Annotated in this window: 17 protein-coding genes; 10 read left to right on the top strand and 7 right to left on the bottom strand. The window is 61.7% G+C overall.

Annotated elements, in window-relative coordinates; translation table 11 throughout:
- The first annotated feature begins 159 nt into the window (after window positions 1-159).
- The 5 genes from YU9_RS0105145 (at window position 160) to YU9_RS0105125 (ending at window position 5,758) form a co-directional block, all read left to right on the top strand.
- Window positions 160-1,668, top strand: a complete 1,509-nt coding sequence (locus YU9_RS0105145; protein WP_027571807.1) for an amidohydrolase family protein — start codon at window positions 160-162, stop codon at window positions 1,666-1,668.
- A 286-nt stretch (window positions 1,669-1,954) separates the two neighbouring features.
- A complete protein-coding gene (locus tag YU9_RS0105140) occupies window positions 1,955-3,286 on the top strand; it encodes an adenylate/guanylate cyclase domain-containing protein (protein WP_027571806.1) in 1,332 nt (443 codons plus the stop codon).
- A 57-nt stretch (window positions 3,287-3,343) separates the two neighbouring features.
- Window positions 3,344-4,162, top strand: coding sequence for a class I SAM-dependent methyltransferase (locus tag YU9_RS0105135; RefSeq protein WP_027571805.1), 819 nt, complete (start codon window positions 3,344-3,346; stop codon window positions 4,160-4,162).
- Window positions 4,163-4,667: 505 nt separating this feature from the next.
- On the top strand, window positions 4,668-5,075 hold the full coding sequence (locus YU9_RS0105130) for a hypothetical protein (protein ID WP_027571804.1): 408 nt from the start codon (window positions 4,668-4,670) through the stop codon (window positions 5,073-5,075).
- A gap of 365 nt (window positions 5,076-5,440) precedes the next feature.
- Window positions 5,441-5,758, top strand: coding sequence for a hypothetical protein (locus YU9_RS0105125; RefSeq protein WP_156951694.1), 318 nt, complete (start codon window positions 5,441-5,443; stop codon window positions 5,756-5,758).
- Between the two features lie 108 nt (window positions 5,759-5,866).
- Here the strand turns inward: YU9_RS0105125 and YU9_RS0105120 are convergent, their stop codons facing one another.
- From YU9_RS0105120 to YU9_RS0105100, 5 genes are all read right to left on the bottom strand, one after another.
- Window positions 5,867-7,366, bottom strand: a complete 1,500-nt coding sequence (locus YU9_RS0105120; protein ID WP_027571802.1) for a tripartite tricarboxylate transporter permease — start codon at window positions 7,364-7,366, stop codon at window positions 5,867-5,869.
- Window positions 7,366-7,851, bottom strand: a complete 486-nt coding sequence (locus YU9_RS0105115) for a tripartite tricarboxylate transporter TctB family protein (RefSeq protein ID WP_027571801.1) — start codon at window positions 7,849-7,851, stop codon at window positions 7,366-7,368. Before YU9_RS0105115 ends, YU9_RS0105120 begins: the two co-directional genes overlap by 1 nt.
- Window positions 7,848-8,816, bottom strand: coding sequence for a tripartite tricarboxylate transporter substrate binding protein (locus tag YU9_RS0105110; protein WP_027571800.1), 969 nt, complete (start codon window positions 8,814-8,816; stop codon window positions 7,848-7,850). The genes YU9_RS0105115 and YU9_RS0105110 overlap by 4 nt, the downstream gene beginning before the upstream one ends.
- A gap of 103 nt (window positions 8,817-8,919) precedes the next feature.
- Complete coding sequence (locus YU9_RS0105105; protein ID WP_027571799.1) at window positions 8,920-9,762, bottom strand: IclR family transcriptional regulator; 843 nt, start codon at window positions 9,760-9,762, stop codon at window positions 8,920-8,922.
- A 196-nt stretch (window positions 9,763-9,958) separates the two neighbouring features.
- The gene (locus YU9_RS0105100) at window positions 9,959-12,088 is read right to left on the bottom strand and encodes an acetate--CoA ligase family protein (RefSeq protein ID WP_027571798.1); all 2,130 of its coding nucleotides are present in this window, start codon (window positions 12,086-12,088) and stop codon (window positions 9,959-9,961) included.
- A gap of 352 nt (window positions 12,089-12,440) precedes the next feature.
- On the opposite strand from YU9_RS0105100, the gene YU9_RS0105095 reads away from it, so the two are divergent.
- From YU9_RS0105095 to YU9_RS0105075, 5 genes are all read left to right on the top strand, one after another.
- On the top strand, window positions 12,441-13,136 hold the full coding sequence (locus YU9_RS0105095) for a GntR family transcriptional regulator (protein WP_167406570.1): 696 nt from the start codon (window positions 12,441-12,443) through the stop codon (window positions 13,134-13,136).
- Window positions 13,137-13,198: 62 nt separating this feature from the next.
- Window positions 13,199-14,932, top strand: a complete 1,734-nt coding sequence (gene oxc, locus YU9_RS0105090) for an oxalyl-CoA decarboxylase (RefSeq protein WP_027571796.1) — start codon at window positions 13,199-13,201, stop codon at window positions 14,930-14,932.
- 63 nt (window positions 14,933-14,995) lie between these two features.
- A complete protein-coding gene (frc, locus tag YU9_RS0105085) occupies window positions 14,996-16,273 on the top strand; it encodes a formyl-CoA transferase (RefSeq protein ID WP_027571795.1) in 1,278 nt (425 codons plus the stop codon).
- A gap of 191 nt (window positions 16,274-16,464) precedes the next feature.
- Window positions 16,465-17,151: a GNAT family N-acetyltransferase gene (locus YU9_RS0105080; protein WP_245266305.1), complete on the top strand. Its 687-nt coding sequence runs from the start codon at window positions 16,465-16,467 to the stop codon at window positions 17,149-17,151.
- 212 nt (window positions 17,152-17,363) lie between these two features.
- Complete coding sequence (locus YU9_RS0105075) at window positions 17,364-18,221, top strand: C13 family peptidase (protein ID WP_245266304.1); 858 nt, start codon at window positions 17,364-17,366, stop codon at window positions 18,219-18,221.
- Window positions 18,222-18,362: 141 nt separating this feature from the next.
- Here the strand turns inward: YU9_RS0105075 and YU9_RS41010 are convergent, their stop codons facing one another.
- Together YU9_RS41010 and YU9_RS0105065 are read right to left on the bottom strand one after the other, a co-directional pair.
- Window positions 18,363-18,821 carry an OsmC family protein gene (locus YU9_RS41010; RefSeq protein ID WP_036017062.1) on the bottom strand — a complete coding sequence of 153 codons (459 nt, stop codon included), beginning with the start codon at window positions 18,819-18,821 and terminating at the stop codon, window positions 18,363-18,365.
- A gap of 730 nt (window positions 18,822-19,551) precedes the next feature.
- Window positions 19,552-19,938: a cupin domain-containing protein gene (locus YU9_RS0105065; protein ID WP_027571792.1), complete on the bottom strand. Its 387-nt coding sequence runs from the start codon at window positions 19,936-19,938 to the stop codon at window positions 19,552-19,554.
- Window positions 19,939-20,368: the final 430 nt, after the last annotated feature.

Raw genomic sequence — 20,368 nt, 5'->3', positions numbered from 1 at the left:
GGATCAAGCGATGCAGAGATTCGCCTAGGCTTTGTGCGCGTGATGGCTTCATGCGTAGCTGAACCGGAGAGGTACGCCTAGTCGCTCCTGATTGGGAGTAGCCACACGCGCCTCATGCGCGCCTAGCACGGTCGACGGCCAACAAACGGGAGGAGAACAATGAGCACCTGGCTTAGTGAGCGAGAACAGCGTCTCGTCGCGGGCGCGGAGGCGGCATCGGCGGCAACGCCTATCCCGACCCAGATTGTCTCCAATGGCGAGTATCTCCCGCCCCCGCAGAGCGATACGCAAAAGAAAGTCGAGGCTCGGATCAACGAGCTCGCTGATGTCAACGGCAGGCACCTCGGCTTGAGCCGCAGGCAGTTCTTGCACACGAGCTGCGGCATGGCGGCAGCGTTCCTCGCCATGAACGATATCTACGGCAATGTTTTCCAGGTCGCGCCCGCTGAAGCCCGCGAGCCCGAGCTGATGCTGGCCCGCGCGCAGAGCCTTGCAGGCCAATTCATCTTCGACGTCCAGACTCATTTCGTGCGGGACGACTTCGACCACAAGGAGCTGTTGGGGCTGGCGGACTTTGCGAGCCAGCACTGGAATCCGAAGATGAAGGAGGAAGGCGTCTCTTCGCTCGCCCGCTACAAGTTCCAGAACTATGTGAAAGAGATCTACTACGACAGCGACACCAACATGGCGCTCCTGAGCGGCGCGCCCTTCGACGACCCGAGTTGGTGGCTGCTGTCCAATGAGCAGATCGTCAAGGCGCGAGAACTGATCAACGACTTCGCCGGTTCGCGCCGCCTGCTGGCGCATAGCGTCATCACCCCCAAGCAACCCGGCTGGATGGACGAGGTGGACAAGGCAATCGAGGTCTACAAACCGGATTCCTGGAAGTCCTACACGATTGGCGATCCGCTGGCGCCCTCGAAGTTCCCATGGCGGCTCGACGACGAGCAGGTGATGTATCCGTTCTACGAGAAAGCAGTGAAGGCCGGCATCAACACGCTGTGCATCCACAAGGGGCTGCTGCCGCCCGATTACGAGAAGTCCTTCGCCGGCGTTTGGCAATATGCAACGGCGTGGGACATCGGAAAGGCCGCGAAGGATTGGCCGCAGATGAACTTCGTGATCTATCACTCGGCGCTGCGGCCGTTCCTCGAGCTACCCGATCATGCGTGGGCGGAGTTCGAGCAGACCGGCCGTATCCAGTGGGCCACCGATCTCGCGGAAATCCCGCAGAAGTTCGGCGTCGCCAACGTCTATGCCGAGCTCGGCACGTCCTTTGCCAACTCGGCCGTGGCGCATCCGAAGTTCTGCGCCGCGCTGATCGGCACGCTGATCAAGGGGATGGGTGTTGACCACGTCATGTGGGGCACCGACTCGGTCTGGTACGGCTCACCACAGTGGCAGATCGAGGCGCTGCGCCGGCTCGAAATCCCCGAGGATATGCAGAAGAAGTACGGCTTTGCGGCGCTTGGCGATGCCAACAGCGCTACCAAGCAGCTGATCTTCGCGGGCAACGCAACCAGATTCTACAAGATCAAGCTGAAGGCGGCCGAGAATACCAGGATGCCGGCCTTTTCCGAGGACCGCCTCGCGGCGCTCAAGAACGAGTACACGCAAGCTTCGAAGCAACCGTCGAACCTGCGCTACGGCTACGTTCGCGCCGCCTAGGAACGACGCCAACAGCGTGGGCAAGCTCGGCTGGCAATGGACGCGCGGCTGCCGCAAATCCGACTTCGGCTCAGGGTCAATCGCGTCGGTTGCCCCGCGTTGCTAGGACTTCCGGTCGGCGCTGCTTGGCGGATGTCCTCGGCGCAAATTCGAAAGTCTCAAACCTCAACCTGGTGCGTTGTGCGCGTCGGCTCATCAGGAAAGTCGTGTTGACGCATTGATCCGCCACGGACTTGCGCGATAGGGTTACCATGGGCGAGAATGACGCAGCTGAGGGTACCAGACCATGGTCCCTACAATCCACTACGCTAAAAGCGGCGACGTTCACATCGCGTATGGGGTCGTTGGTGAAGGGCCCGTCGACCTGGTGCTTATTCATGGCTGGATCTCTCATCTCGAGTATCAGTGGGAGGATCCCGCATTAGCTCGGTTTCTCAACCGACTGGCCTCTTTCAGTCGCCTTATCGTCTTCGACAAGCGTGGCACCGGCCTGTCGGACCGCGTTGCGGAGAGCGCGTTGCCGACCCTCGAACAGCGGATGGACGATATCCGCGCGGTCATGGACGCGGCGGGTTCAAATCGCGCCGCTATGTTCGGCCTCTCCGAGGGCGGGCCCCTGTCTACGTTATTTGCCGCGACCTATCCCGCGCGAACCACCGCGCTGATCATGTATGGCGCTTACGCCAAGGGGAGTCGCGCCGACGACTATCCGTGGGGCCTCACACGAGAGCAGCACGAAGCGGCTTTCGAAGCTTACGAAAAGCATTGGGGAACGCCAATCGGCCTCAAGACTCTGGCCCCTAGTGTCGCCAATGACGCGCGGGTGCGTCAATGGTGGGCGCACCACATGCGCGTATCGGCCAGCCCTGGCGCCGGCGTCACGCTCTATCGGATGAATGTCGAGGTCGACATCCGCGCCATCCTTCCGACCATCAGGGTGCCCACCTTGATTCTCCACCGGAGTGGCGATCGATTGATGCCCTGCCAAGGTGGTCGCTACATGGCCGAACAAATCCCGGCCGCAAAGTTCGTCGAGCTTCCTGGCGATGATCATGTAGCCTGGATCGGCAACATCGACCCGCTGCTGGCGGAGATCCAGGAGTTCCTGACGGGCGAACGTCCCGTGTTAGAGGCGGACCGTGTCCTCGCAACCGTCCTGTTCATCGACATTGTCCAGTCGACCCAGCGCGCCACGGCGATCGGGGACTCGCGCTGGCGCGACTTGGTCGAAAACTATCAGCAGCAGGTCGACAAGGAAGTCGCGCGTCTCGGCGGCCGGGTAGTGAACACCGCGGGCGATGGCGTCTTTGCAATCTTTGACGGTCCAGCACGCGCGATCAAGTGTGCCCGCGCGGTCAGGGACTTGGTTGGCACGTTGGGAGTGGCGATCCGCTGCGGTATTCACACCGGCGAGTGCGTAATTGAAGGCAACGACGTGGCTGGAATCGCTGTCCACATTGGTGCCCGCGTAGCCGCCAGAGCCAATCCGGGGGAGATTCTTCTCTCCAGCACGGTAAAGGACCTGATCGCCGGCTCGAGGGTCGAATGCTTGGATCGAGGTTCTCATGTCCTCAAGGGGGTTGCCGGCCGGTGGCGGCTTTTCGCCGTCAAAGAATGAGCCCGCTCCGTCGGCAATCACTTCGATACTTTCCGCCAGCGGGCATAGGGGAAAGTCATGTCGGCCCATGAACATTGGCAAATGGATGCCAGCGCGCCTGAACTTTACGAACGCTACCTGGTCCCGGCCATCACTTCGCTATGGGCCAACGACCTGCTCGACCGCATTTCGCCAAAACGAGGCGAGAGCGTACTCGACATCGCTTGCGGTACGGGCATCGTCGCGAGATTGATAGAGCAACGTGGCCAATCGGCACGTGTGGTTGGCCTTGACCTCAACACCGCGATGCTCGCGATTGCACGCACAAAATCTGCAAAGGTCGAATGGATCGAGGGTAGCGCGCTTGACCTTCCGTTCGCAGCAGACAGTTTCAATGTTGTGCTCTGTCAACTCGGGCTACAATTTTTCCCAGATCGACTGCTGGCGCTGAAGGAAATGGTGCGGGTGCTCAAGCCGGCAGGCCGCGCTGGGTTTAGCGTTTACAGCGCAATTGAGAGGACCCCGGCGGCGTACGCTTTTGTACAGGCGCTCGATAAATGTCTCGGAGAAGAGGCATCACGCACCAAACGTTCTGAACATCTCTCTTGCGATGCTGAGGAGATTGCTAATTGGACAAAGCAGGCGGGTTTTGATTTTGTCGATGTGGCCGCTGTCACCAAACAAATTGAATTCCCGTCGATGTTGGATTATGTCCGTTTTCAGCTCACGGCAACCCCGATGGCTGGGCTCTTGAAGGACAAAGGGGCGCCTAAGCGGGAGCGACTGATCACGTCGATTTCCGATGATGCTGCCTCTCGGCTTGACCATTCAATGCTGGCAGGTGGCAAGCTGACATTTCCGCAGCAATCGTTCGTAGCGATTGCCTCACTCCATTGATGTCCGCCTTGGCTCAATCGCCGATTTGGGCGCGTTCTCGGCACGTCCGGTCTGGACTCAACTGCTCACATGCCGAGCGCGACCGCGATCTTCGCCTTAGGGCCAACTCCGGACACCGGACGACACGCCCAATCGGGTCGTGGCGGCGCACTTACCGCCGACCGAGCCGCGGGGCCGGTCAGCCACGCTGGCTTACTATCTCAGTTTTCCGGAGTGAAGTTGCCGACGTCAGAGCCGGTCTTCAGCCTTCAGGTTCTAACCAATTTGAGACAAGGTGCATTCTTGATGTTGTTTCTCAGGGCGCGTCCGGTCGTGTATAATCTTCTTGCCCCTGAAACGGGATAGCCGAAATCGCCGTCCGGGGCGAACAAGCACCATCGATGCCATCGGCAGGCACGCTCTCTTAACAGACCGACGCTTTTTTCGGTTCGCACCACCATCACATTCCACGAAATGAGCGCGCCGCTTCTGCGGCGGCTCGTTGCGCGACCTCAGGAGAAAAGCGATGAACAAGATCGATCGAAGGTCAGCATTGGGAATCGGGTTGGCTGCGGCTTCAGCCGCCATGTTGAAGCCGGCCGCCGCTCAAACCACGGGCTACAAGGACACGACGCCGTGGCCAGGTGTCGTGGTGCGTGAATATGAAGGCGAGACACCATCCATCATCCCCAGTTTTAAGACCGTCTCAATGCGCGATGTCATTATGCAGCCGGGATCGAAGACCATGGGGCCCCCAATGATGAACGCCATGGTCTGCCATATCACCGAAGGGGAGCTCCGACTTGACCAGGAGGGAAAGACGTTTACGGCCAAGAAGAATTTTGTCTGGACCTGCAACAAGGACACAAAGGAGCAGGCGTACAATGACGGGAACGTGGTCGCAGTCATGCGGATCACGGACCTGAAGGCTTAAGGCTCCTTTCTTCGCAAGAGACCGATTCTAGGTCCGGATGGCGCACTCGATGCGCCATCCGCGGAATGTCGACCGCCAATGATTACCGTGGAGCACAAGCCGCTCTGAAGGATGCGAGAAGGCGTTGCCGCCGAGAGTCTTCCTTGGGTCAAAAGGGTCGTTTTGTCCGTCTGGCGATTACTTCCGATCCACCCCGATAAGCGGACCATTTCAGCGTTCGTCGGCATGTCTCAAAGGTGCCGCGAAGGGACGTAACAACTCGGCTTTTCCAGCATGTGGCATTGAAGTCGATGCTAGAGTGGCACTCGTATCTGGGTTTCGGACCGACGTTCAAGTTCTCCGAGCGGGTGCGAGCAAGAAAAGCAATGACCATTCTGTGGCAAAACTTCCTTCGTCCCCCCGTGTTGTCCGAACTCGATAGATGGCGCCCTCGTGTCGTTGTATCGCATTACTGGGATCGTGGGCGTGGAAAAGATTGGCCACTTGCGCCGAAAAAGTGGACAGCCATCGAATCCGACGATCAGCTCAAATGGGCGGTCGGAAATGCGCTACTCGATCTTATGGCGCAAGACGGTGGGATCGAGGAGGGCTTCCACTTGCACATGCAGGAGGTCATCCGGAAAATCGAGATTACCCTCGACCAGAGCGATGCGAGGAGGATCGAAGAGTTGGCGGCCCGCTGATTGGGCCGGGCCTTCATGTCTGCAACGGGTCACCAGCAGTAATGCTCTGGCCGATCAGAGATTTCCGCTCGGTCCTCAGGAGCCGACATGACTTTATGAGTACACGCCCTAATCCTCGTTCGCCTTGAACCGCCCGAGCCCCTTCAGCACAAAGGGCGCCAGCAGGGCGATCAGCGCCACGCCAAGCAGCGTCGCCGAGATCGGGCTCTGCAGCAGCGCCATGGGATCGCCGAGGCTGATCGCGAGCGCGCGGCGGAGCTGGCTCTCGGCGATCGGGCCGAGGATCAGGCCGACCACGACCGGCGCGATCGGAAAATCGAACCGGCGCATCAAAAAGCCGAGCACGCCGAAGCCGGCCAGCATCGACAATTCCACCACCGACGGCTTAGCCGCGATGGTGCCCATGGTCGCGAACACGAGGATGCCGGCATAGAGCCAGGGCTGCGGGATGGCGAGCAGCCGCACCCACAGGCCGACCAGCGGCAGGTTGAGCACCAGCAGCATCATGTTGGCGATGAACAGGCTCGCGATCAGGCCCCACACGAGGTCGGGCCGCTCGGCGAACAGCAGTGGCCCCGGGTTGAGGCCGTATTGCTGGAATCCAGCCAGCATCATCGCGGCGGTTGCCGAGGTCGGCAGTCCCAGCGTCAATAGCGGCACCAGCGTGCCGGCGGCCGACGCATTGTTGGCGGCTTCGGGGCCGGCGACGCCTTCGATCGCGCCCTTGCCGAATTCTTCAGGATGCTTCGTCAGCCGCTTCTCGGTCGAATAAGACAGGAAGGTCGGGATCTCAGCGCCGCCGGCGGGCAGCGCGCCGATCGGGAAGCCGAACATGGTGCCGCGCAGCCACGGCTTCCACGACCGCTTCCAGTCTTCCCTGGTCATCCACAGCGAGCCGCGCACCGGCTCCAGCTTCTCCTCGGTGTGGTGGCGGCGCGATGCGACGTAGAGCGCCTCGCCCACCGCGAACAGGCCGACCGCGAGCGTCGTCACCTCGACACCGTCAAGCAATTCAGGGACGCCGAACGCAAGCCGCGCCTGTCCCGTCAGCTTGTCGATGCCGACGAGGCCGAGCGTCAGGCCGATGAACAGGCTGGTCAGACCACGGACCGGGGAATCGCCGAAGGTCGCCGACACCGTGACGAAGGCGACGCACATCAGCGCGAAGTAATCCTCGGGGCCGAAGCGCACCGCGAAGTCGACCAGCCACGGCGCGAGGAAAGCCAAGCCAATCGTGGCGACGGTGCCGGCCACGAAAGAGCCGATCGCGGATGTTGCGAGCGCCGGCCCGCCGCGGCCGGCCTTGGCCATCTTGTTGCCTTCGAGCGCGGTCGCCATCGACGCGCTCTCGCCCGGCGTGTTGATCAGGATCGCGGTGGTCGAGCCACCATACATGCCGCCATAATAGATGCCGGCGAACATGATCAGCGAGCCGCCGGGGTCGAGCTTGTAGGTCACCGGCAGCAGCAGCGCGACCGTCAGGGCCGGGCCGATGCCGGGCAGCACGCCCACGGCCGTGCCGAGGAACACGCCGATCAGCGCGTAAAGCAGGTTCATCGGCTGGACGGCGACCGCCATGCCGTGCGCCAAGGCTGCAAAGGTATCCATCACAGCAATCGCTCCAGCGGGCCGGCAGGCAGGCTCAGCGTCAACAACCGGTCGAACGCGAGATAGATGAGTGTCGACATCACGACGGCGATGAGGGCGTCGATAAGGATGGCACGGCGTCCGAAGGCCGCCGACGTCGTTACGAACAGCGCCGACGTCGCCAGGATGAAGCCGCCGCCAAGGCCGATGATGGCGATCAGCAGCGCGAGGCCGACGAGGATCAGAAAGACCGGCACGGGATCGGTGCTCTCACGCGGCGGCAAGTTGCCGCGTAGCGCGTCGATGAAATTGCCGATCGCCAGCAGCGCAAGGCCGCTGGCAACCACGACCGGCATCGCCTCCGGTCCCATCCCGTACATCGCGGCGGATTGCAGGCCGCGCGCGTCCCAGACCAGCACGACGGCGAGGACCGCAAGCAGTGCCGCGATGACGAGGCCGGCGCGGTCGACGCGCCGCGGCGGCTGGATGGGATCGCCTGAGGTCATGACTTGACCAGGCCGACCGATTTCAGCACGTCGGTGACACGGGCCGTTTCCTTCTTCAGGAAGTCGGCGAAAGCGTCGCCGCCGAGATAGGCGTCCTCCCAGCCCTTCTGCTTGAGGATTTCCTTCCAGGCGTCCGACTTCACCATCTTCTCGACCGCATCGCTCAAGGTCTTGCGCTGCTCCGGCGTGATGCCAGGAGGCGCGACCACCGAGCGCCAGTTCGCGATCACGAGGTCGATGCCCTGCTCCTTGAAAGTCGGGATGTCGCTGCCGGCGATGCGCTTCTCCGAGGTCACGCCGATCGCGCGCAGCTTGCCGGACTTGATCTGCCCTTCATATTCGCTGAGGCCCGAAATGCCCGCGGTGACCTTGCCGCCGAGGATCGCAGCGAGCGACTCGCCGCCGCCGGAGAACGGGATGTAGTTGATCTTCTTGGCGTCGGCGCCGACCGCGCCGGCGAACAGCGCGGCCATCACATGGTCGACGCCGCCGGCCGAGCCGCCGGCAAAGGTCACCTTGGCGACATCGGCCTTCACCGCGGCTGCGAGATCCTGCGCACTCTTGATCGGCGAGTTCGCGGGCACCACGATCACCTGGATTTCCTCGGTGAGGCGCGCGATCGGCGTCACCTGCTCCAGCGTCACCGGCGACTTGTTCATGGCCAGCGCACCCACCATGACGAAGCCGTTGACCATCATCTGGTTGCCGTCGCCCTTGGCGCCGTTGACGAACTGCGCGATGCCGACGCTGCCGCCGGCGCCGGGAACGTTGGTGACCTGCACGCTGCGCGCGACGCCCGAAGCCACCAGCGCCTGCTGCATCGAGCGTGCCGTCTGGTCCCATCCCCCGCCCGGAGCCGCCGGCGCCATCAGCTTGAGCTCGAGCTGCTGGGCAAAGGCCGGATCGGCTGCCGCCAGGGTCAGCGCGACGGCTGCGCCGACAAGGCGCACGGGAAATCGAAACATGGGGGCATCTCCAGGCTCATGCGGACGTTTGCCGCATTGTGTCGTTTGGTCGCATATCAACCAAAACGGCCGATGCTGTCCAGTGACATCCCCCAGGGCTTGGTCAGCGGGGCGCCGGGATCACCCCGTCAAGCGCGGCCGTCAATTCGGCAGCGACATCCCGAACGATCTGGCCAATCTCCGGCAACCGTTCGTCAGTGACGCGGCTGGTCATGCCGGATACGGAAATCGCGGCAAGCGGTTCGGCCAAGGCGTTGTATACCACCGCGGCTACGCACCGCAGGCCGATCTGTGCCTCCTCATCGTCAACGGCAAAGCCCTGCTTGCGGATTTTTTCGAGCTCCTTGAACAGGTCACTCGGCCGCACGATCGACTTCTCGGTCAGGCGGGGCATGCCGTGATGGCGGATGACGGCGCCGACGTCCTCGTCCGAATAGGTTGCGAGCACCGCTTTGCCGACGCCGGAGGTCACCATGGGGACGCGGCCGCCGACCTTGGTCAGCGAGCGCATGATCTCGCGGCTTTCCATGCGGGTCAGCACGATGATGAACTCATCGTCGACCACAGCGAGATTGGCGGTCTCGCGGGTGAGATCGCGCAGCTTGCGCAAGTATGGAATCGCCTGCGCGGAGAAATTGCGCCTCCGCGCAAAGCTGGCGCCGACCGTGAAGCTGCGCACGCCGACATGCCATTTGGATTCGCCACGGTCGAACTGCACGAAGCGGCGGCTTTCGAGCGTTGCGAGCAGTCGGTGCACGGTGGAGGCAGACAGGCCGGTGCGGATCGCGAGATCGCTGAGGCGATAACCCTCGTCGTCCTCGGCCAGCGTCTCGATGATCGACAGCGCGCGGTCGACGGACTGCACGCCGCCGTCGCGGCCCTCTTGATCAGCCTCCGCCGGAGATCTGGGTTCGAGCGATTTGCGCCGGATCACGTTCTTGCTCATCGCGACCTGCATTTGCCATCAGACAAGACGCGCGCCGCCTCTTCTCCCTCTCCCCATTCTTACGGGGAGAGGATTGGGGTGAGGGGCTATCTCCGCAAAGACGGTGAGAGACGGACTCGTGGAGAGTCCCCCTCACCCGGAATTTGCTGCGCAAATTCCGGCCTCTCCCCGCAAGCGGGGAGAGGCGAACGCAAGCTCAGAGCAGCCCTGCCCCGCGCGCCCATTTGTACTTGGCGCCCAAGACCTCGACCGGCAGCTCGGTCGAGTAGGCGTAGGCCGGGATGCCGTTCTGGTAGAGATATTCGGCGGCTTCCTCGACCTCGACGTCGCCGGCGAGCGAGGCGACCATCGGCTTGACGAAGCCCTTTGCCTCCATCTCCTTCTTCACCTCGACCATGTTGCGGGCGAACACCATCGGCGGGGTGACGATGGTGTGCCAGTAGCCGAGGATCAGCGCGTGGATGCGCTCATCCGACAGGCCGAGCTTCACGGTGTTGACGTAGGTGATCGGCGGCTCGCCGCCGGTGATATCCACAGGATTTCCGGCTGCACCGAACGGCGGGATGAACTTGCGGAAGGCCGCATCGAGATCCGGCGGCATCGACATCAGCGACAGGCCGTTGTCGACGCAGGAGTCCGAGAGCAGCACGCCTGAGCCGCCGGCACCGGTGATGACGAGGACGTTCTCGCCCTTCGGCGTCGGCAGCACCGGCACGCCACGGGCGAATTCGAGCAGCTGGCGCAGGGAGCGCGCACGAATCACACCGGACTGCTTGAACACGTCTTCATAGATACGGTCGTTGCCGGCGAGCGCGCCGGTGTGCGAGGACGCGGCCTTCGCACCGGCCGAAGTGCGGCCGGCCTTGAGCACGACGACCGGCTTCTTCTTGGAGACGCGTTTTGCCGCTTCAGCGAAGGCACGGCCGTCCTTGAGGTCTTCGCAGTGCTGCGCGATCAGATTGGTGTTCGGGTCCTGCTCGAAGAAGGCGAGCAGATCGTCCTCATCGATGTCGGACTTGTTGCCGAGGCCGACGATGGCGGACACGCCCATCTTCGCCGAGCGCGAGAAGCCGATGATGGCCATGCCGATGCCGCCCGACTGCGACGACAGCGCGGCGTGGCCCTTGACGTCATAGGCGGTGCAGAAGGTCGCGCAGAGGTTGGCGGGCGTGTAGTAGAAGCCATAGATGTTCGGCCCCATCAGGCGAATGTCGTACTTCTTGCCGACCTCGACGATCTCGGCCTGCAGCTCCGGCGCGCCGGCTTCAGCGAAGCCCGACGGGATCAGCACCGCGCCCGGGATCTTCTTCTCGCCGCATTCGGTCAGCGCGCCGGCGACGAATTTTGCCGGGATCGCGAACACCGCGACGTCGATCACGCCGGGCACGTCCTTGACGCTCTTATAGGCCTTGTAGCCGAGAATCTCGGCGGCCTTGGGATGGATCGGAATGATCTCGCCCTTGTAACCGCCGTTGATGAGGTTCTTCATCACGGAATTACCGATCTTGCCGTCCTCAGCGGAGGCGCCGATCACGGCGACCGCCTTCGGCTGCATGATGCGGTTCATCGCCGCGACGATCTCTTCGGTCGGACGCGGCTTCGGCTTCGGCTTGTAGGCGAAATCGACGACGATGCGAACGTCGGCGGCGGTCGCGCCCTTCGGGGTCGCGAACACAGGGTTGAGGTCGAGCTCGACGATCTCAGGGAAATCGGTGACGAGCTGGGAGACCTTGACGATGATGTCGGCGAGAGCGTTGCGGTTCACCGGCTCGCCGCCGCGTACGCCCTTCAGGATCTCATGCGCCTGGATGCCATCGAGCATCGAGAGCGCGTCTTCCTTTGTGGCAGGCGCGAGGCGGAAGGTGATGTCTTTCAAGACTTCGACCAGCACGCCACCAAGGCCGAAGGCGACCAGCTTGCCGAACGAGCCATCGGTGATCGAGCCGACGATGACCTCGGTGCCGCCGGCCAGCATCTGCTGCACCTGCACGCCCTCGATCTTGGCATCGGACTTATATTTCTTCGCGTTCCCGAGAATCGTCTCGTAGGCCTTCTCGGCTTCCTCGGCCGTCTTGAGGCCGACGATGACACCGCCGGCTTCGGTCTTGTGGAGAATGTCCGGCGAGACGATCTTCATCACCACCGGGAAGCCCATGGACGAGGCCATCTTGCCGGCCTCGCCCGCCGATTTGGCCACGCCCTCCTTCGGCACCGGAATGCCGTAGGCGTCGCAGACCAGCTTGCCTTCCGGGGCCGTCAGGCTGGTGCGGTTGTCCGCCTTGACCTGGTCAAGCACCTTGCGGACGGCATCTTTGGAATTGGACATGTGGCTTCTCCCTTGACCTCAGTTCGTTCTTTGCAAAGCGCGCGCGTGATTAGCGGCTGCCCGTGATGCTTGCCATTCGCCGCGCTCTGTTCCATGCGGCGGAACGGAGTGGCATAAGACCTAAGACTACTCCGCCGGCTTGGATCAAAAATGGCTGGCGATGGCATTTGGTATGCCAGAAGCCAACTTGTCAAGCTGGTGCATACCCTAGAACGCCGCAAAAAATAGCCAGCTTGACATTCTGGCATGTGGTATGCCAAAAACTTTCCCGTTAATAATCCTGTAAAAGACGACTCCCACCTGGAGGAGATTCGTCGTGTCACTACGGAAACCAACCAAGGCGTTGCCGAACATGGCCGAGGCAGACATCGCAATCGTTCGTATTGCCCCGGAGAGCAGCTTCAAGAACAAGGCGTATGACGCCTTGAAGGAAGCCATCCTCAAGATGGACATCTACTCGACGCCCGAGCCGGTGATGCTCGACGAGCGCGCGCTGTCCGAACGCTTGGGTGTCAGCCGCACGCCGATCCGCGAAGCCATTGCGATGCTCGAGCAGGACGGTTTCGTGAAGACGGTGCCGCGCCGCGGCATCATGGTGGTGCGCAGGACCAAAAGCGAGATCGTCGACATGATCCGCGCCTGGGCGGCGCTGGAGAGCATGGCCGCCCGCCTCATCACCACCACCGCGCGCAAGAAGGACATCACGGCGCTGCGCGACTTCTTCAAGGATTTCGGCAAGGACCGCCTGCCCGAGGATCATGTGGAGGAATACTCCAAGGCCAACATCGCCTTCCACCAGGCGCTGATCTCGCTGTCGGAATCACCGGTGCTGGTCGATCTCACCAACGACCTGCTGCTGCACGTGCGCGGTTATCGCCAGCTGACCATCGGACGCAAGGACCGCACCGCGACCTCGCTGCCCGAGCATCTCGGCATCATCGAGGCGCTGGAAGCGCGCGACACCGAGCTCGCCGAGAAACGCGCCCGCGATCACACCCTCGGCCTTGCCGCTTACGTCGAAGCGCACGGCCAGGAACTCTTTACCTAAGCAACGTTCACCAGAAGGGCGAAACACTCGCCCCACTATGAGAGACCAGGGAGACAAGGCCCATGCTGAATACCGCGACCAAGTCCGAAGCACCGGGCACCGAGCAGGAACTGACGGATGGCTTCCATCTCGTCATCGACGCGCTCAAGCTGAACGGCATCAACACCATCTATAATGTGCCGGGCATCCCGATCACGGATTTGGGCCGCATGGCGCAGGCCGCCGGCATTCGCGTGATCTCCTTCCGCCACGAGCAGAACGCCGGTTACGCCGCAGGCATCGCCGGCTACCTCACCAAGAAGCCCGGCGTCTGCCTCACGGTGTCGGCGCCCGGCTTCCTCAACGGTCTCACCGCGCTCGCCCACGCCACAACCAACTGCTACCCGATGATCCTGGTCTCGGGCTCCTCCGAGCGCGAGATCGTCGACCTGCAGCAGGGCGACTACGAGGAAATGGACCAGCTCGCGATCGCAAAGCCGCTGTGCAAGGCGGCCTATCGCGTGCTGCACGCCCAGGACATCGGCATCGGCTTTGCCCGCGCCATCCGCGCCGCGGTCTCGGGCCGTCCGGGCGGCGTCTATCTCGATCTGCCGGCAAAGCTGTTCGGCCAGGTCATGAACGCCGAGGCTGGCCAGAAGTCGCTGGTCAAGGTGATCGACGCGGCGCCGGCGCAGATCCCCTCGCCCGCTTCGGTGAAGCGCGCGCTCGACGTGCTCAAGAGCGCGAAGCGTCCGCTCATCATCCTCGGCAAGGGCGCGGCTTACGCGCAGGCGGATGAAGAGATCAAGAGCTTCGTCGAGAAGAGCGGCGTGCCGTTCCTGCCGATGAGCATGGCCAAGGGTCTCCTCCCCGACACGCACCCGCAGTGCGCCGGTGCGGCCCGCTCGACCGTGCTGAAGGAGTCCGACGTCGTCATGCTGATCGGCGCGCGGCTGAATTGGCTGCTCTCGCACGGCAAGGGCAAGAGCTGGGGCGAAACGCCGAAGAAGTTCATCCAGGTCGACATCGAGCCCAAGGAGATGGACTCCAACGTCGAGATCGTCGCGCCCGTCGTCGGTGACATCGGCTCGGTCGTCTCGGCCTTCAACCAGGCGATGGGCTCCGGCTGGACCGCCCCGCCCGCCGAATGGACCAAGGCCGTGTCGACCAAGCGCGAAGAGAACGTCGCCAAGATGGCGCCGAAGCTCATGAACAACAAATCGCCGATGGACTATCATGGCGCGCTCGGCGTCTTGAAGAACGTGATCAAGGAGCACCCCGAGGCGATCCTCGTCAACGAAGGCGCCAACACGCTCGACCTCGCCCGCGGCGTGATCGACATGTACCGCCCGCGCAAGCGTCTCGACGTCGGCACCTGGGGCGTGATGGGCATCGGCATGGGCCAGGCGATCGCAGCCGCGCTCGAGACCGGCCATCCCGTGCTCGCGGTGGAAGGCGACTCGGCGTTCGGCTTCTCCGGCATGGAGGTCGAGACCATCTGCCGCTACAACCTGCCGATCTGCGTCGTCATCTTCAACAATGACGGCATCTATCGCGGCACCGACGTCAACGGCGCCAACTCCGATCCGGCGACCACCGTGTTCGTCAAGGGCGCGCGTTACGACAAGATGATGGAAGCCTTCGGCGGCGTCGGCGTCAACGCGACTTCGCCCGACGAGCTCAAGCGCGCCGTCAACGAGGCGATGAAGTCCGGCAAGCCGACGCTCATCAACGCGGTGATCGATCCGGCCGCGGGCTCGGAGAGCGGCCGCATCGGCAATCTCAATCCGCAGAGCGTTCTGCAGAAGAAGAAGTAAGTCCACCCCTTCAACCCTTATTCCCTGTGGTTAGCAGGGGCAGGCAGAGTACGGAGCAACACGATGACCAAAGCGCTCACGGGCGTTCGCATTCTCGACTTCACCCACGTCCAGTCAGGGCCGACCTGCACGCAGCTGCTGGCCTGGTTCGGCGCCGACGTGATCAAGGTGGAACGCCCGGGCGTGGGTGACATCACCCGCGGCCAGCTGCAGGACATCCCGAACGTGGACAGCCTGTATTTCACCATGCTCAACCACAACAAGCGCTCGATCACGCTCGACACCAAGAACCCCAAGGGCAAGGAAGTCCTCACCGAGCTGATCAAGAAGTGCGACGTGCTGGTCGAGAACTTCGGCCCCGGCGTGCTCGACCGCATGGGCTTCCCCTGGGAGAAGATCCAACAGATCAACCCGAAGATGATCGTCGCCTCGATCAAGGGCTTCGGCCCCGGGCCGTACGAAGACTGCAAGGTCTATGAGAACGTCGCGCAGTGCACCGGCGGTGCCGCCTCCACCACCGGCTTCCGCGACGGGCTGCCGCTCGTCACCGGCGCGCAGATCGGCGATAGCGGCACCGGCCTGCACCTGGCGCTCGGCATCGTCACCGCGCTCTATCAGCGCACCCACACCGGCAAGGGCCAGCGCGTCACGGCGGCGATGCAGGACGGCGTGCTCAACCTCTGCCGCGTCAAGCTGCGCGACCAGCAGCGCCTCGCCCACGGCCCGCTGAAGGAATACAGCCAGTTCGGCGAAGGCGTGCCGTTCGGCGATGCCGTGCCGCGTGCCGGCAACGATTCCGGCGGCGGCCAGCCCGGCCGCATCCTGAAGTGCAAGGGCTGGGAGACCGATCCCAACGCCTACATCTACTTCATCACGCAGGCTCCGGTCTGGGAGAAGATCTGCGACGTGATCGGTGAGCCCTCGTGGAAGACCGATCCGAACTACGCCAAACCGGGGGCCCGCCTGCCGCGCCTCAACGAGATCTTCGCCCGCATCGAGCAGTGGACGATGACCAAGACCAAGTTCGAGGCGATGGAGATCCTCAACAAGGACGACATCCCCTGCGGCCCGATCCTGTCGATGAAGGAGATCGCGGAAGACCAGTCGCTGCGCGCGACCGGCACCGTGGTCGAGGTCGACCACCCCACCCGCGGCAAGTACATCTCGGTCGGCAACCCGATCAAGCTGTCGGATAGCCCGGCCGAAGTGACCCGCTCGCCGCTGCTCGGCGAGCACACCGACGAGGTCCTGCGCTCGGTGCTCGGCTTCAGCGATCACCAGGTCGCCGACATCCACAAGTCCGGCGCTCTCGATCCACCGCAGAAGCAGGCCGCGGAGTAAGCGGGCACGCATCGATCAAGACGAAAGGGCCGCCCTTGGGGCGGCCCTTTTGCTTGTGAACGCCGTGCAATGACAGGCACCAACTAAAAAACTGAAAAACAACCCCATGCACAGTAGCTAACTCCTTGGGCGCAAAGTAACTTCTTATTTTTCGAAATCGCCTTTGACCCGTCGGGCAAAACAGGGGTATTATGCCAACGTCCAATGATACGGATGTCAGGCTCGGCAAGGAGCTCGCCGCCTTCACCAGTCGTTCGTCCTTGTTTGAACGACGCTGCAGAATTGCCGGCGGGTTGGCTGAATTGATGGTGTCGAGCGGCGGTCCGATCCTGCCCGCGGATACGACGAGGGGTAATCAGCTGGAGCCTTCGATCATCATTCGCCCATTCACTGAAGAGGACGCAGAGCAGGTCCGCGTCCTATTCATCAGGGTCAATCGACTACTCGCGCCTGCTCACATGGTGGAAGCGTTTGAAGCCTACATTGCAACGTCATTGAATGAGGAAATTGGTCAGATCAGCCAGTACTACCAAAGTCGGCAAGGCGGTTTTTGGGTCGCGGTCGACGGCGAAAAAGTCATTGGGATGTTTGGACTTGAACCTTCATCGCCGGGGGCGATGGAATTGCGCCGCATGTACGTCCATCCGGATGCTCGACGCCGCGGCATCGCACGACAGATGTTGAGTTTTGCGGAAGACGAGTGCCGCAAACGCAATCGTCCTCGGATGGATCTCAGCACATCCGAACTGCAGCGTGACGCACTATTACTTTACAGGGCTTCCGGATATCAATTGGTTGGCGAAGAGGTGGCCGTGGCAGCCAGCAACAAATCTCTGGGCGGTGGTATTCGGCGTTATCATTTCACCAAACAGCTCTGATGCGCCCATCCGCTCTTGGCGCATCGCGACTGCCGCACCAACTTGGTCGCCATGTGGGCAATGCGGACTGAGCTTTCATGGCATCGCGCGGCCGAGCTTGGGTACACGGACCAGCGCGTGTACCCCTAGATCACACGCTTAGCTTGGGTGCTCTAGATGTCCGCTCATCCTTCAACAGCGGCACAACCAGCAAACATCGTTGAAGGTCGCCGATGGGCTATATCGGGACCCTTGCACGTGCCATTCCGAAGGATGGATGGAAATTCACTGGCTTTCCGCTATTTTGTGTTGAGCCGCAGTTCTGTAGCGGCGATCTCGAAACGAGGTTCGCGATGACCTCCAGGTCCTCGATCAGGCGGCTCGGCGCGCCGCTCGTCGCTTTTTTTCTGACCATCTGGCCTCCGGTACATGCTGTTGCGGACGCTGGAAAGGTTGGCGTGGTGTCCTTTGGCCTGTACGGGGATCAAGGCGTGTTTAGATCCGAGGCGACCGGCGCGGCTCAGGTCGTGGCCGGCCGTTTCGAGACTGGACCGATCAGCGTGGAGTACAATTCCAAGAAAGGGGGAAGTGCAACGATCGAAGCTCTGGCCAAGTCGTTGCAGACGACAGCCAACCGCTTGGATGCCGAGAAAGATGTTCTCTTTTTGATTCTCACCTCGCATGGCTCTCCTGATGGCCTTGCAATCAAGGCGGGGCGGCTCACAGAAACGCTTACACCATCTCGTCTCCGCGACATGCTCGCAAAGACGGGTGTGCGACACAAGGTGGTGGTCATCTCGGCTTGTTATTCCGGGGTTTTTATCCCGCGGTTGGCGACTCCCGATGTGCTGGTCATCACCGCGGCCGATGAGAGGCATCCGTCGTTCGGCTGCCAGGACAAGGCCAAGTGGACCTATTTTGGCGACGCTTTTTTCAACGTCGCGCTCCGGAAAGCCGTCAGCCTGAAGGATGCGTTTCTCGATGCGCGCTCACTCGTCCGAAAGCGAGAATTGCGGGAACATTTCGAGCCGTCGAATCCGCTCATGGCGGGCGGTGCAGACGTGCTGCCATTGCTCGTCGGACGTCCTTGAACAACCGGCCGCGAGCGCAGAGGCTATTGCTCGCGGGCGCATCGCCGTTTCGGGTTACCCCCGATAAGGAGACTTTTGGCGGCCCGCTTAGACTTCGCATTCGGGCCAATTCCGGACTCGTGCAACCGAGGCAATTCGTTTTCACTTTGGCGAGAGAGCAACGGCAAATTCCGCAGTGATGGTGACCCTAGATCTTATGGAATTCGAGATGAAGCACTGTGCTTCGACACTTTCCATGATTTCGCGGGCTCGCTCGAATTCGGTTTTGTCTTTGAGGGTTACGCGAGGTCGAACCATGACTTCCGTGATGCGGTACTTGCCTTCGGTATTTTCGAGCAGGCCTTCGGCGTCACTTTCATATCGCATCGGCGTCAGACCTTTTGATTGGGCGAGTGTGAGAAAAGTCAGCATCATGCATGTATTGACCGAGCCTACGAGTAGCTCTTCAGGCGCCCAGATATCCGGCTCGCCTTTAAACTCAGGTGGGCTGCCAACCACGATGTTTGGCTTTCCCGACGCAGAAAGCGTACCCCGTCGCGCGGAACTCCAGGCTGTGTTGGCCTTATAGCGAAAAGATTTGTAGGCTCTCTTTGTCTCCACGCAAACCTCCTATGCCGCGGCCGCCGAACGGAGGCGTTCGGCGTTTTCTCTCGAACCATATCGCGACGAGGCTTTAGTCTGAAGTGGGTCAAAAGGGTCGTTTTGACCGTCTGCCGATCACTCCCGATCTACCCCGATAAGCGGACCATTTCAGCGTTCGTCGGCATGTCTCAAAGGTGCCGCGAACGGACGTTCACGCTTGTTAGGCTATGCTCACGCGTCGAAAACCAATCGCGTTCCCGTGTATGAGCGCAAGAGCTTTGTCGGCATCGCAGCCCGGGCGGCTTCGTAAAAAGGTTCGCCCGTACAATGCAGCGGAACCACGTAAGTGGGATCGACCTCCTGCAGTGCCTTGACGGTGTCTCGAACGTAAACGTCCTCATGGGCTCTGCGGCCAATGCAGCTGTGCCAATGAAGCAGCATGCAACCGTCAACCAGCCGTGCGTAACGGTCATTCAAGAAGCTCCTCCAATTTTGGGGAGCCCGCTTTATACCGGGCGCGGTCGCAATCCGCTACTGTGACAGGCACGCACTTGCCAGGGCCGCTCCGGGTCAAAATGCGAAGAACTCAGGTTGAGCAAATCTGGTCCGCTCCACCGCGTTGAGCGGACCTCCGACAGACGCGGCGCAACTTCGCAGATGGGCCAGAACCGGAGATTGCTCCCGATCACTTTCGTCTCGGATAGTTGACAGACCGCCAAACGGAGATGATCTCTCTCTTGCAGCCATTCTATTTCGCAGCAGGCTTGTCGTAGAGCGGCTTGCCCTTGTCCACGATGTGCACCGTGAGCAGCTTTACTGTTTTATCGCCGACCACCTTAAATGCGCCATGCGGCACATCGCGGACGTTGATCGCAGCGATGCCGGTCGGGAACGGCACTTGTTTTCCATCGGGAAGTTCGATTGTGCCGCCCTCTAAGACGTAGAACGACTCCTCACCATGATGGATGTGAAGGGCCGAGGTGTCGCCCGGCTTAATCTCGGAGATGCTTGTAATGACCTCCATGTTGGTGCCTGAGAGATCCGCTCGCTTTAGCTCCTTGCGAAACGGAGAATCCTGCCCGTTGGCGGGCGCGGACAAAAGAAGTGCAAAAAGCAGTCCCGTTATTGCTTTCATGACAATCCCCAGTTTCCTTGATCGGTGAAAATCACAGATCGGCAGAATTTAACTGCAATCGGTAGCTGCAGCTCAAGATTGATCGTCGCGGCACTGCACCATTAAGGCATTCGGCGGGCCCGTCCGCGTCCGCATGGTCTGCTCTGGGTCCAGGCCGTGTGAAAATCCGGCGACTTGGGGCGCTCCGGCGCATTTCGTGGCCGCCGCGCTTCTCATTCGGTGGAATCGACCTCTTGTCATCTCAGTGGCAACCAGGAGCTTCGTGTAGGCGCTGATTTGGTCGCGCAGAGGCCGCCCTCACGCCTGCATCGCCTCCAGCAATCCGCCTAGGCCAACGATCATCATCACGCGCTTCATGTTGTAGGCGAGCACGTTGAGCGCCATCTCGGCGGCCACCTTTGGCAGCTTTTTCGTGAGAAAGTGCGTTGCT

Origin of the sequence: Bradyrhizobium sp. WSM1743 (genome assembly GCF_000473065.1) — a bacterium.
GTDB lineage: Bacteria > Pseudomonadota > Alphaproteobacteria > Rhizobiales > Xanthobacteraceae > Bradyrhizobium.
Note: the sequence above shows the minus strand (reverse complement) of the source record. Positions and strands in the feature narration are given on the sequence as shown.

Excerpts from the sequence above, each read along its gene's own strand:
- YU9_RS0105145 (WP_027571807.1), top strand. The coding sequence starts at position 160 with ATGAGCACCTGGCTTAGTGAGCGAGAACAGCGTCTCGTCGCGGGCGCG.
- YU9_RS0105140 (WP_027571806.1), top strand. The coding sequence starts at position 1,955 with ATGGTCCCTACAATCCACTACGCTAAAAGCGGCGACGTTCACATCGCG.
- YU9_RS0105135 (WP_027571805.1), top strand. The coding sequence starts at position 3,344 with ATGTCGGCCCATGAACATTGGCAAATGGATGCCAGCGCGCCTGAACTT.
- YU9_RS0105130 (WP_027571804.1), top strand. The coding sequence starts at position 4,668 with ATGAACAAGATCGATCGAAGGTCAGCATTGGGAATCGGGTTGGCTGCG.
- YU9_RS0105125 (WP_156951694.1), top strand. The coding sequence starts at position 5,441 with ATGACCATTCTGTGGCAAAACTTCCTTCGTCCCCCCGTGTTGTCCGAA.
- YU9_RS0105120 (WP_027571802.1), bottom strand. The coding sequence starts at position 7,366 with ATGGATACCTTTGCAGCCTTGGCGCACGGCATGGCGGTCGCCGTCCAG.
- YU9_RS0105115 (WP_027571801.1), bottom strand. The coding sequence starts at position 7,851 with ATGACCTCAGGCGATCCCATCCAGCCGCCGCGGCGCGTCGACCGCGCC.
- YU9_RS0105110 (WP_027571800.1), bottom strand. The coding sequence starts at position 8,816 with ATGTTTCGATTTCCCGTGCGCCTTGTCGGCGCAGCCGTCGCGCTGACC.
- YU9_RS0105105 (WP_027571799.1), bottom strand. The coding sequence starts at position 9,762 with ATGAGCAAGAACGTGATCCGGCGCAAATCGCTCGAACCCAGATCTCCG.
- YU9_RS0105100 (WP_027571798.1), bottom strand. The coding sequence starts at position 12,088 with ATGTCCAATTCCAAAGATGCCGTCCGCAAGGTGCTTGACCAGGTCAAG.
- YU9_RS0105095 (WP_167406570.1), top strand. The coding sequence starts at position 12,441 with ATGGCCGAGGCAGACATCGCAATCGTTCGTATTGCCCCGGAGAGCAGC.
- oxc (WP_027571796.1), top strand. The coding sequence starts at position 13,199 with ATGCTGAATACCGCGACCAAGTCCGAAGCACCGGGCACCGAGCAGGAA.
- frc (WP_027571795.1), top strand. The coding sequence starts at position 14,996 with ATGACCAAAGCGCTCACGGGCGTTCGCATTCTCGACTTCACCCACGTC.
- YU9_RS0105080 (WP_245266305.1), top strand. The coding sequence starts at position 16,465 with ATGCCAACGTCCAATGATACGGATGTCAGGCTCGGCAAGGAGCTCGCC.
- YU9_RS0105075 (WP_245266304.1), top strand. The coding sequence starts at position 17,364 with ATGGGCTATATCGGGACCCTTGCACGTGCCATTCCGAAGGATGGATGG.
- YU9_RS0105065 (WP_027571792.1), bottom strand. The coding sequence starts at position 19,938 with ATGAAAGCAATAACGGGACTGCTTTTTGCACTTCTTTTGTCCGCGCCC.